The sequence below is a fragment of the Marnyiella aurantia genome (genome assembly GCF_014041915.1).
Classification (GTDB): domain Bacteria; phylum Bacteroidota; class Bacteroidia; order Flavobacteriales; family Weeksellaceae; genus Marnyiella; species Marnyiella aurantia.
This window is the reverse complement of record NZ_CP059472.1, coordinates 188,288-200,109: the sequence shown is the minus strand read 5'-3', so window position 1 is coordinate 200,109 and position 11,822 is coordinate 188,288. Positions and strand designations below refer to the sequence as shown.

General features: G+C 41.8%; 14 protein-coding genes. 6 read left to right on the top strand and 8 right to left on the bottom strand.

All coding sequences use genetic code 11. The features are described 5' to 3' along the window. Window positions 1-48: 48 nt before the first annotated feature. Both H1R16_RS00930 and H1R16_RS00925 read right to left on the bottom strand, forming a co-directional pair. Complete coding sequence (locus tag H1R16_RS00930; protein ID WP_181886106.1) at window positions 49-447, bottom strand: hypothetical protein; 399 nt, start codon at window positions 445-447, stop codon at window positions 49-51. Then, window positions 437-724, bottom strand: coding sequence for an AtpZ/AtpI family protein (locus H1R16_RS00925; protein WP_181886107.1), 288 nt, complete (start codon window positions 722-724; stop codon window positions 437-439). The genes H1R16_RS00930 and H1R16_RS00925 overlap by 11 nt, the downstream gene beginning before the upstream one ends. 85 nt (window positions 725-809) lie before the next feature. Between H1R16_RS00925 and ffh the strand changes: the two genes are divergently transcribed. Then, a complete protein-coding gene (gene ffh / locus H1R16_RS00920) occupies window positions 810-2,177 on the top strand; it encodes a signal recognition particle protein (protein ID WP_182035769.1) in 1,368 nt (455 codons plus the stop codon). Window positions 2,178-2,260: 83 nt separating this feature from the next. Here ffh and H1R16_RS00915 read toward each other — a convergent pair whose 3' ends face one another. From H1R16_RS00915 to H1R16_RS00890, 6 genes are all read right to left on the bottom strand, one after another. Next, entirely contained in the window at window positions 2,261-2,935 is a 675-nt protein-coding gene (locus H1R16_RS00915; protein ID WP_181886109.1) for a porin family protein, read from the bottom strand. A 142-nt stretch (window positions 2,936-3,077) separates the two neighbouring features. Then, the gene (locus H1R16_RS00910; RefSeq protein ID WP_181886110.1) at window positions 3,078-3,692 is read right to left on the bottom strand and encodes an outer membrane protein; all 615 of its coding nucleotides are present in this window, start codon (window positions 3,690-3,692) and stop codon (window positions 3,078-3,080) included. Window positions 3,693-3,966: 274 nt separating this feature from the next. Beyond that, window positions 3,967-4,518, bottom strand: coding sequence for a porin family protein (locus H1R16_RS00905; RefSeq protein WP_181886111.1), 552 nt, complete (start codon window positions 4,516-4,518; stop codon window positions 3,967-3,969). Window positions 4,519-4,720: 202 nt separating this feature from the next. Further along, on the bottom strand, window positions 4,721-5,293 hold the full coding sequence (locus H1R16_RS00900; RefSeq protein WP_181886112.1) for a DUF3575 domain-containing protein: 573 nt from the start codon (window positions 5,291-5,293) through the stop codon (window positions 4,721-4,723). Window positions 5,294-5,418: 125 nt separating this feature from the next. Beyond that, window positions 5,419-5,925 (bottom strand): outer membrane beta-barrel protein, encoded by a 507-nt coding sequence (locus H1R16_RS00895; RefSeq protein WP_181886113.1) that lies wholly within the window; start codon window positions 5,923-5,925, stop codon window positions 5,419-5,421. Between the two features lie 140 nt (window positions 5,926-6,065). Continuing rightward, a complete protein-coding gene (locus tag H1R16_RS00890) occupies window positions 6,066-7,025 on the bottom strand; it encodes a PhoH family protein (protein WP_181886114.1) in 960 nt (319 codons plus the stop codon). 139 nt (window positions 7,026-7,164) lie between these two features. Here H1R16_RS00890 and H1R16_RS00885 point away from each other — a divergent pair, with 139 nt between their 5' ends. From H1R16_RS00885 to rpsR, 5 genes are all read left to right on the top strand, one after another. Further along, complete coding sequence (locus H1R16_RS00885; protein ID WP_181886115.1) at window positions 7,165-7,992, top strand: SAM hydrolase/SAM-dependent halogenase family protein; 828 nt, start codon at window positions 7,165-7,167, stop codon at window positions 7,990-7,992. Window positions 7,993-8,054: 62 nt separating this feature from the next. Then, a complete protein-coding gene (locus H1R16_RS00880) occupies window positions 8,055-9,371 on the top strand; it encodes a dihydrolipoamide acetyltransferase family protein (RefSeq protein ID WP_181886116.1) in 1,317 nt (438 codons plus the stop codon). Between the two features lie 177 nt (window positions 9,372-9,548). Next, window positions 9,549-10,943: a chloride channel protein gene (locus H1R16_RS00875; protein WP_187350421.1), complete on the top strand. Its 1,395-nt coding sequence runs from the start codon at window positions 9,549-9,551 to the stop codon at window positions 10,941-10,943. A gap of 70 nt (window positions 10,944-11,013) precedes the next feature. Further along, window positions 11,014-11,355 carry a 30S ribosomal protein S6 gene (gene rpsF, locus H1R16_RS00870; RefSeq protein ID WP_181886117.1) on the top strand — a complete coding sequence of 114 codons (342 nt, stop codon included), beginning with the start codon at window positions 11,014-11,016 and terminating at the stop codon, window positions 11,353-11,355. Window positions 11,356-11,380: 25 nt separating this feature from the next. Continuing rightward, window positions 11,381-11,683: a 30S ribosomal protein S18 gene (rpsR, locus tag H1R16_RS00865; RefSeq protein WP_158064086.1), complete on the top strand. Its 303-nt coding sequence runs from the start codon at window positions 11,381-11,383 to the stop codon at window positions 11,681-11,683. Window positions 11,684-11,822: the final 139 nt, after the last annotated feature.

The following is an 11,822-nucleotide window of genomic DNA, read 5'->3' as shown; positions in this document are numbered from 1 at the left end:
TAAAGTTGTGCAAAAATAGGATAAATAATCAGAATACAAAAAAGCAGACTACTGATTTTTTTCATCTTTTGGACTTGCCTCATAATCCACATCTTTAATGAGTTTTACGGCATACAGCGTTTCCAGAACAAGTGTCACCAGGTAAGGCACAGCAAAGTGAAGTTTATAGTTGGGTACTGAACTGAGGTCCAGCTGGTTCATTACCAGGAAAAGGCCCGTCATCTTCACCATCACCATCCCCAGAAATCCGAAACCGATATAGGTGGGATACATCCTTTTCATAATGCTCAAAACGGTAATCACCATTACAAAAAGCAGGGTAAGGAACATATAATAGCGTATGAAAACGGCTTCATGCCCTTTTTGCAGCCACTGAAAAATACCGAAATGAGTGATGAACATCAGGAAATACAGTACAATGTAAAGTGTATTACTGTTAATTTTCATTTTTCTGAATTTTATTTAACTGAGTTATTAGATTATAAAGTGCCACTGCCATGGCCGCGAACCCGATACCGACCGTAAGCAGGTTACTGCTCACTTCAAACCAGTCATTGATTTTTTTACCACCCCAGAAGCCCAGGCCCATTGTGGCCAGCATCTGGAAAACGATACCCGAATAGATTCCGTACTGTTTGAAACCTGAATGAAGGGCGCGCTCATCAGCACTGCCTTCCTTATTCGGTTGCTTCGGATCCTCCCTGTTCATTTTAAATTTCTGCAAAAGTACTGATAATTGACCGCGCGGGGAATTTACATTTTAAATATCATCAAATTTCTGTATTTTTGCACATCTTAAATAAAATACAATGTTCAACAGTTTACAGGATAAATTAGATAAAGCACTTCATAACATCTCCGGACGCGGCAAGATTACAGAAATTAATGTAGCTGAAACCGTAAAAGAGATCCGGAGAGCACTTGTTGATGCTGACGTTAACTTTAAAGTTGCCAAGGACCTTACGAAACGCGTACAGGACAAAGCACTGGGACAGAATGTCCTTACCTCGCTCACACCGGGACAGCTCATGACAAAGATTGTACATGACGAACTGGTGGAACTTATGGGAAGTACGCATGAAGGCATTAACCTATCCGGTAAACCTACTGTAATCCTTATTGCGGGTCTGCAGGGTTCGGGTAAAACTACCTTCTCGGGAAAACTCGCTCATTACCTGAAACAGAAGAAAAGCAAGAAACCATTATTGGTTGCCTGCGACGTATACAGGCCAGCAGCAATTGAACAGCTGAAAGTATTGGGAAGCCAGATTAGCGTTCCGGTTTACACCGAGGAAGGAGCGGTGAACCCATCCTCTATTGCAGAAAACGCTATCAAGTTTGCTAAAGAAAACAGTCACGACGTGGTGATTGTGGATACTGCAGGCCGTTTGGCAATTGATGAGCAGATGATGAACGAGATCAAATCCGTTCATTATTTCATAAAGCCGGACGAAACCCTTTTCGTGGTGGATTCCATGACCGGTCAGGATGCGGTAAATACTGCCAAGACCTTTAATGAAGCACTGAATTTCGACGGTGTTGTTCTTACAAAACTGGATGGTGACACCCGTGGTGGAGCCGCTCTTACGATACGTTCCGTTGTTGAAAAGCCTATTAAATTTATTTCCACAGGCGAAAAAATGGAGGCGCTGGATCTTTTCTACCCGGAAAGGATGGCCGATAGGATCCTGGGAATGGGTGATGTTGTATCCCTGGTGGAAAGAGCTCAGGAACAGTTTGATGAGGAGGAAGCCAAAAAGCTGCACAAAAAAATCGCCAAGAACGAGTTTGGTTTTGATGATTTCCTGCAGCAGATCAGTCAGATCAAGAAAATGGGTAATATGAAAGACCTTATGGGTATGATTCCTGGGGTTGGAAAAGCCATCAAGGATGTTGATATCAATGATGACGCCTTCAAACATATTGAAGCCAGCATTCATTCCATGACGCCTGACGAAAGAAGAAGACCTTCTATTATAAATACACAGAGAAAGAACAGAATCGCCAAAGGTGCCGGCAGGAAAATTGAAGATGTAAACGCACTGATGAAGCAGTTTGAGCAGATGGGCAAGATGATGAAGATGATGCAGGGGCCACAGGGCAAGCAGATGATGGAAATGATGAGCAAAGGAATGCCGAAGATGCCGGGAATGGGCGGTAACCTGTTCGGAAGGTAAAAAACCTGTTTTTACATATAAGAAAATAAAGGCTGCTCAAACGAGCAGCCTTAGTTATAAAATATTAGATAGGTAATACGAGGTTAAAATTTCCAGCCCAGTCCTACCTGAAAGAAATTCATTTTTGTTTCGGTATCGGTATCTTTCTCCAAATTGGACAAACCAATGTTATATCTGGCCTCTAGGAAAAGAGAACGGTAAACGGTATACTCTGCACCTATATGAATTCCGAAGTTTGTTTTTTCCAGGCTTCTGTCAAATTCGTTAGTAAGTTCATTTTCGTACTGGGCCAAAAGTGAGTTCAACATTGAATTCTCTTCTGCCGTAAGGTTTGGACTGTTTGCGTCTACGGTTACATTATTGCTCACAGTAAAAGCTGCATATGGTCCTGCAGTAAGACCCAGAGCAGGAGTTACGTAGTATTTTGCAGATACGGGAACAATGATCTGATCTATATTGAAACCCATATCCATTGTAAAACTCATTCCATCCTGCGCAAAACTTCCGCTATAGTTGCCACCCAGTTTCGCATATTGAAGTTCACCCTGAAGTGCAAACTTTTCAGTAAGCTGATATTCACCAAATGCACCTGCATAAAATCCGGATTTCCCTTTCTTGTCCATGCCGATACCTTCCAGCTGTGCTTCGTCAGAAGAGTTCAGAACAGAATTGGAATAACCTGCTTTCAGGCCAAAACGTGTCTGTGCATCAGTTGCCGCGAATAATGCCAGGGCAGCTGCTAAAAATACTTTTTTCATGATTTATTTTTTTTAAGTTGGCAAATATAATCCAAAAGGAGGTGAGCTGCCGGTTTTGCCTGCTGACTTTAATCATAACGCAACTGAACGCAAAAAATCCCGGATCAGAAGATCCGGGACTCTCTTTTGAAAATATTACAAATTAGAATTTGTAAACCAATCCTAATGTTACATCAGTAAAGTTAAGACCAAAGTTGAAAGTATCAACAGCTTCAGCACCTGCTACATCTTCTTTCATTGTAGAGTAGCTAAGTACACCTACAGCAGCTTCCAAAGCGAAGTTTTTGTTGATGAAATAGTTTACACCCGGAGCAATACCGAAGTTGAAACCGTTGTATTTAGTCTCAGTCGCAGCAGTGATTCCGTTGTTGTCTGTGTATTTTGCGTTAGCATAGTTCACGTTAAGTTCACCAAACAAAGAGAATCTTGAAGCCGGAGTAGTATAATATCTACCGAATACACCTGCAGTGATTGCATCAACCTCTTCAGAAACAACAACAGTTGCGAAAGTATCTTCCATTGTTCCGTTAGTGTAACCAACTCTTGCTCCAACAGCGATGTTAGGGCTTACGAAATGACCTACACTTGGAGCTACTGTGAAAGTGCTTTCTTCGAAATTGTTCTGCTTAGCAGAAGTGTAACCAATGGCACCGGTAATGAATGTATCACCTTTTACAAAACCTTCAACAGGAGTTTCTACCTGAGCGTTTACAGCTCCGAAAAGTGCTACTGCACCTACTAATAATACCTTTTTCATGTTCTTCATTTATTATTAAAAACGGTTGCAAAACTAAGTAATACTGAGCATCCGTGCGCTCTTGGAGCATATGATAAATATCAGTGTGTACAGCTGGCGCAGTGTGAAAAAATGTCTTAATATGCGCAAGCAGCCTGCAGGAAGTTTCTAATGAAGGATTTCTAAGATATTAGGAGTTTGGTCGGATTTTAGAATTTATATCCTAAGCCCGCCTGAAAAAACCCAACTTTCAATAATTCGTCTTCTAATCCACTGTTATTAAGATTTGATACGCCTATATTATATCTTGCGTCGAAGAAAGTCCGTTACCCAAATTGTACTCAGCTCCAATAAAAGGTGCAAAATTAACTGAGCCTATCTCATCATTCATATCGTCTCTTCCTGAATATGTACTCATTTCATCTGTTAAAGAGAGGTATTTAGCTGTCCATTCCTCATCCGCCGACAGAATAAAGCCCAAATTGAGACCCCCTGCAAGAGCGATGTTCTCAGAAAAATAATATTTTGCCATGAGGGGTATCTGCAGGGTTCCCAATTTTATATCTGTTTCGAAATTATAGTAAAACTCGGAAAAAAAGCCGGACATAGAATACCAGCCACCAAGAAGAGAATACAGAATCTCACCCTGCAAGGTAAATTTATTGCTTACTTTATGCTCAACCAGTCCTCCAATATAGTAGGTAGACTTACCTTTTTCTATTGTGGGCAGGTCAGATTCCTTTTGCAGCGTGGATAAGGAATATCCGCCCTTAATGCCAAATTTTGTGCTCTGGGCATTCATAACTCCGAAAAGCGCCACTGCACCCAGAAATATTATTTTCTTCATGATTTTGATCTATTATTAAAAAGGCTGCAAAACTAAGTATAAATTGTAATCGAATAATACCTTCTGAGTGTATATTAAGTTGATGGTGGGTCTGTAAATCCCATTTACGTTTTTCTTAGCGTTACTATGCAGCAGGAAACAAAATTTATAGAAAAGCCTGCTTCCATGGAAGCAGGCCTGATGTTTATATTTGGATTTCAGCTTAGAAAGTATACCCCAGACCTACAGATCCTGCTGGAAGGATTCCATTCCCTTTAAGCCCTGCAGTTGTAAAATCTTCGCCTGATTGGGTATCCGATTTATAATCGTAAAATTTATAGGATGCACCTCCGTTCAGATCCAGCGTGAAACCGGAATCAAAAACCCACTGATAGCCGGCACGAAGACCGCCACCAAATGCAGAAAAGTCTGTTTCTGAATTCACATCAGCATCAGCACCCATGTCTCCGAAGTTAAATCCGAAATCGGCTGAATTCATTTCTACCTTACCCGTGATGTAATCTCCGATTACTGCACCGTAAAAACCGGTTAGTGCTTCATCGAAATAGTACCGTCCCTGCAGTCCCCCGCCAAAACTTTCGTATTTGTAACCACCAAGTTTAAAACCACCGATACCAGCACCGATTACACCGGTAATATTATCAGAAAGTTTTCTTTCGTAAGTTACAAGATCCGAACCTCCTAATAATGCAGCCGGGTTAGCCTTGATTGAGTTTTCCTGAGCGCTTACAACGCCACAAAGTGCTACAGCACCCAAAAATAATAATTTTCTCATGTTTTTTAGTTTGTTTTTAACGGCGGTAAAATTAGAACTATTATTGACATAACAACATTCTTTTTAAAAAAATAAATAAAAAAAACCATCCCACTGGGGATGGCTGTATATCTGATGTTAAATTATCAGAATTTATAAGTAATACCAAATTTTCCGCCATTGAAAACGTTACCAACGTTTGCTTCAGCATTAAGGCCAAAGTTATTGGTAAAAAAATACCGTCCGCCAACCTGTGCAGAAAGTCCTGCTTCGCTGCGGTGAGGCTCTCTCCAGTCCTTATCGCCCGGGTGATCATAATCGAAGGTATTGAAACCTATTGTGGCTCCGGCATAGAAATCAAAATTGTTCGGTATCTGCATAATCCGGTTAAAGTGATAGTTTCCGTTGAAACCCAATCCAAACCATCTTCCATCAACGCCATAACCATAGTCTTTGGCGCCAAAACGTGCCTCAACTCCCAATGTGATGTCGTTATGGATACCGTAATCAAGTCCTGCATAAAGCCCCACATTGTCTGCATACCTGTGAGGAAATGCAAGACCTGCATTAAGCTGTAAATCCCCTTTTTGGGCCCTTTGGCCAGAAACTGATGCTGAAACTACAACAACAGCACATAATAATAGCTTTTTCATTTCTTCCGTTATTTATTATTTGATGGACAAAGATAGCAAATGCCAGCAGTTTGAGAAACGGTTACCTTAATGGTAACGGCATTATATAATAAATAAACGGCAGGATATAAGTTTGACCGTACACCAAAAAATAATCTGTGTTATTCTTCCTTGACACGCTTCTCTTCAGTTGAGTAAGCACTGATGATTTTGCGAACCACCGGATGTCGCACCACATCCTCTTCCGTTAAATGTACAAAACCAATCTCCTTTACTTCACTTAAAATCCTCATTGCCTCCTTCAACCCAGACTTCTGTCGCAATGGCAAATCTACCTGGCTTGGATCGCCGGTAATAATGAATTTGGCATTCATGCCCATACGGGTCAGGAACATTTTCATCTGCGAATGGGTCGTATTTTGGGCTTCATCTAGGATCACAAAGGCTTCGTCCAGGGTCCGTCCGCGCATAAAAGCCAGCGGTGCTACCTCAATAACCCTTTTCTCAATAAAACCTTCAAGTTTTTCATGTGGAATCATATCGCGGAGCGCATCATACAGGGGCTGCAGATACGGATCCAACTTTTCCTTAAGGTCGCCGGGCAGGAAACCCAGACTTTCACCTGCTTCCACAGCGGGACGGGTAAGGATAATCCTTTTAACTTCTTTGTCACGCAGTGCCCTTACTGCAAGTGCAACCGACGTATATGTTTTACCGGTTCCGGCCGGACCGATGGCGAAAATCATATCTTTCTTTTCACTTTCGCGCACCAGCTTTTTCAGATTTGTGGTCTTTGCTTTAATCACCTTCCCATTCAGCCCTTTTACAATGATATCTGTATCAAAGACCAACTGCTTTTCAGTTTCATCTTTTATATTAAGGATGTTCTCAACATCTTTAAGTGTTATAGAATGGTTTTGCGAAATAAAGCTTACCAGGTCGTCCAGTTTTGCACGCAGAACATCCAGAGCCTCCTGGTTACCCATCGCAAATATATGATGGTCCCGACCGGTAATTTTCAGCGTTGGAAAAGTAGATTTTATCACATTGAAGAATTGATTGTTTACTCCATAGAATATTTTTGCTTCAATGCCTTCAAGTTCATAGTTCATTTCAAACATTCAGTATATGTTATTGTGGTTAAGAATCTAAATTTAAAATTAATTTTTATAATCCCATGCTATTATTGCAACAATAAGGCCCTCTTTCTCTAATTTTTGGCTAAATTTGCCCTTCACCTGATTTTTTCCGTAGAAGCGAATGTCCTTAATTACATTAACATCTGATTATGGCTATACAGATTACCGTGTGGCTGCTATAAAAGGCAGGATCCTGTCGCTGAATCCTGAGGCCAGGATTGTAGATATATCGCATGAAATTCAAGCCTATAACCTGCAGCAGACTGCCTATATAGTGAGCAGTGCTTATCACTTTTTTCCCAAAGGAAGTATACATATTATTTCTGTAGACAGTTTTTTTCATAAGGACCGAAAATGCATTATTTACAAAGCAGATGACCATTATTTCTTAGCCGCAGACAACGGTGTGCTCAGCCTCATCTTTGCTGACATTCAGCCCGAAGCTGTGTATGAAATCACCTATAACACCCGATTCGACGATGTTGTGAATTTTACCACTCTTGATGTTTTCGCTCCGGCTGCGGTGCATCTTCAGAACGGAGGTCTTCCGGAAGTCATCGGCCGCAAATTCCTTACTCCAAAAGAACTTTCACTGCCCAAAGCGGGCAGTACAGATAACCTGATTTTCGGCGAAGTGCTTTATATAGATAATTTTGGAAACATTATCTCCAACATAAGCAAGTCCTATTTTGAGGAAAACATGAAAGGCTATGACGGGTTTACAATAAAATTCAGAAATCTGGCGCTGTCGCGGGTCTATAAAAGTTACACAGATATTGTAACCGACTGGAATCTGGAAAGCGAATCGCACGGAAAACCGGTAGCGGTATTTAACAGTGCAGGCCTGCTGGAACTCACCATTTACAAAGGAAATATAACCAATGGTGCTAAAACCCTCTTTGGACTTAAGGTGGGCGAGCGTATCTATGTCGAGTTTTACAGAGAGTAAATTACCGATTTCTTAAAATATTTGAATAATTTTATATATTTGTAAAAATCTAAATTTGAAAGATGGCAGAATATAAGTTGTTACTCCCCTCTATGGGCGAAGGCGTGATGGAAGCTACAATCATCAGTTGGTTGTTCAATGAAGGAGACACTGTAAACGAAGATGATTCTGTGGTGGAAATTGCTACAGATAAGGTAGATTCCGATGTGCCGACACCAGTTTCAGGGAAAATTGTAAAAATCCTAAAGCAAAAGGATGAAGTAGCCAAGATTGGAGAAGCCATTGCAATAATGGAAGTTTCCGGTGCGGGCGAAACTTTACAGCAACCACAGGAACCAAAATCCCATGACGAAGTATCAACACAAATCCCACAACTGTCGGATGAAGAAGTAAAGGAGCTTGAAAAACCTCTAGCCGCTTCAAACCAGGAATTTTCCGGTGACCTTTATCTTTCACCACTTGTAAAAAATATCGCTCAGCAGGAAAACATCTCCGAAAGCGAACTTAAATCTATAAAAGGAAGCGGACTGGAATCCAGAATTACAAAGGAGGATATCTTGGCCTATGTTTCCACGCGGGGTGCGGCACAACCACAGAAAGCTGAAGCGCAGCAGGCGGCCGCGCCGGCCAAAGCTGCTGCTCCAATCGCAGTTCCTGTAGCTATAGGCGCAGGCGACGAAGTTATCCAAATGGACCGTGTAAGGAAAATCATTGCTGATGCAATGGTTAATTCCAAGAGAATCTCACCGCACGTGACCTCATTCATTGAGACAGATGTGACCAATGTAGTGAAATGGAGAACCAAGCATAAGGATATCTTCGAAAAGAGAGAAGGCGAAAAACTGACCTACATGCCCATTTTTGTAAGGGCAATTGTAAAGGCGATCCAGGATTTCCCAATGATCAATGTTTCTGTAGATGGTGATAAGATCATCAAAAAGAAAAACATCAATATCGGTATGGCTACTGCCCTTCCGGACGGTAATCTGATTGTACCTGTAATCAAGAATGCTGACCAGCTTTCACTGTCAGGACTTGCCAAGGCCATTAATGACCTGGCTTACCGTGCAAGAAATAAAAAGCTTAGACCTGAAGACACTCAGGGTGCCACTTATACAATTTCCAATGTGGGTGGGTTCGGTAACCTTATGGGAACGCCTATCATTCCGCAACCACAGGTTGCAATTCTGGCTGTGGGAGCTATTGTTAAAAAACCTGCAGTTCTGGAAACAAAGGATGGAGACGTAATAGCAATCAGAAGCCTGATGTTTATGTCGCATTCTTACGACCACCGTGTAGTAGACGGTTCTCTAGGTGGCATGTTCCTGAAACATGTTCACGATTACCTTCAAAACTGGGATTTGAATACTGAGATCTAATTTTAGATATTGACAGATACTGAACCTCCGGTTATGCCGGAGGTTTTTTATTGAAAACATCCTCCGCTATCGAGCTGCCGCCCACGGCATTTCTTGTGGTCCTTTCTCATATAATTCCTACTTTTACTAATTATATACCCTGACGGTCTTAACTGTCCAAAAACTTTCTCTTTATCTATGGTGCGAACACTTATACGGTACAGCCGTGTCAGACTCAAACATATCTTTGACAATATTGAGAACCAAAGACTGAAGCGAAGCCTGCTGCAGGCCGTTCCCTTTTGGATTGCCTCTTTCCTTACAGGTGTAGCTGCGGTGATGTATGCCAAGATTTTCGAATGGGCCGAAGAGCTCCTGCAAATCATGCTGAAGTGGAATGCTTTATCCATTTTTGTGGCGGCACCCATTGCTTTTGTACTTTCCTGGTGGCTGGTTACTAAATACGCACCTTATGCCAAAGGCAGCGGTATCCCGCAGGTTATGGCGGCCGTGGATCTGGCGACGCCGGCACAACGCCATAAGCTGGGCTATCTGCTGAGTTTCAGGATCGTCCTTATAAAAGTGCTGTCAAGCACAGTTCTTGTTTTGGGCGGAGGTGCTGTAGGTCGCGAAGGCCCGACTATCCAGATAGCAGGTTCGGTATTCCGCTTTGTAAACCAGCTGCTGCCCAAATGGTGGCCCAGGATATCCATCCGGAATATGATTATGACTGGAGCCGCCGCTGGGCTTGCTGCGGCTTTTAACACACCAATGGGTGGAATTGTTTTCGCGGTGGAAGAACTTGCCAAGATTCATCTCAAATATTTTAAAACAGCCCTATTCACTGCCGTAATCATTGCCGGACTTACCGCACAGTGGCTGGCAGGATCCTATCTTTATCTTGGTTACCCAAAGACGGCGGGAGTCACTGTCTCTATTATTTTTCCGGTAATCGCCGTTTCCCTTGTTTGCGGTTTACTGAGCAGCAACCTGTCTTTGGTAATGTTACGGATCAACAAATGGAAGAAAAGACTAAAGACACCAACTCAAAACATTATGTTCCTTATTATAAGTGCCTGGATCATAGCCGCCCTTGCCTACTTTGTAAACTGGGAAGTTTTGGGTTCCGGAAAAGGAATTATGGACCGTGTTCTTTTTACAGACAATAAAACTGAAGCCTGGTATGTACCTTTCCTCAGAATGATTGGCCCTGCCCTGTCCTTTACCTCAGGAGGTGCGGGCGGAATATTTGCCCCAGCCTTAAGCGCGGGAGCCAGTTTCGGAGCTTTCTTCTCCGGCATAATGGATTTGCAGAGCAATGAAACCAATGTAGTGATTCTGGCCGGCATGGTGGCCTTTCTTACTGGTATAACCCGTGCACCTTTTACATCGGCTATTCTTGTACTTGAAATGACAGACCGGCACTCCCTGATTTTCTACCTTATGCTTGCCGGAATGGTATCATCACTTATTTCCTTACTTGTGAGCCGCCGGTCACTTTATGACAGTCTGAAGATTCTGTATCTGAATGACCTGGACAGCGAATCACAGGACGGGGTACACAGCGCATCAGGTAGGCGGAGAAAAACCTGAGGTTTCTTTGTGTATTCAATAATTTAAACTAATTTTGCACCTCGAAATAATTAATAATATTTTTAACATTATGAACAACTACGAGACTGTTTTCATTTTAACTCCCGTTCTATCTGACGCACAGGTGGAGGAAGCAGTGAAAAAATTTGAAGATCTTTTGACTTCACGCAATTGCGAAATTGTTGCCAAAGAAAATTGGGGACTTAAGAAACTGGCTTATCCTATCCAGCTGAAGAAGAATGGATTTTACACTTTAATTGAATTTAAAGGTGAAGGAGAAGTTGTGGCAGATCTGGAACTGGCGTTTAAGCGTGACGAGAGAATCATCCGTTTCCTTACTACCAAACTGGATAAGCATGCAATGGATTATGCAGTTACCAGAAGAACAAAAGTAAAAACTGCGAAAGTTTAATTTTTAACCCTCAAAATTACAGGAAATGGCAATAGACGATATGGCTAAACAAGCCTCAGCCGGAGGAGAATCAGAAGTAAAATTCCTTACCCCGCTTGATATCAATACAAAATCTCAGAAAAAATACTGTAGATTCAAAAAGTACGGAATTAAGCATGTTGATTACAAAGATGCAGACTTCCTTCTTCAGTTCGTAAACGAGCAGGGGAAAATCCTTCCAAGAAGATACACAGGAACTTCACTGAAGTACCAGAGAAAAGTTTCTTCTGCAATCAAAAGAGCAAGACACCTGGCTCTTATGCCTTACGTAGCAGATATGCTTAAATAAGACATCAGAACCCAGACAAGAGATTATAGACTTTTGAAAATCAAATTTTTACAATCTTGTTGCTGATTTAATTAATTTAATCTAACTATTTGGAATTTACATTGAAGACCCTTGTCTCCAGTCTCTGAATCTCCAATCT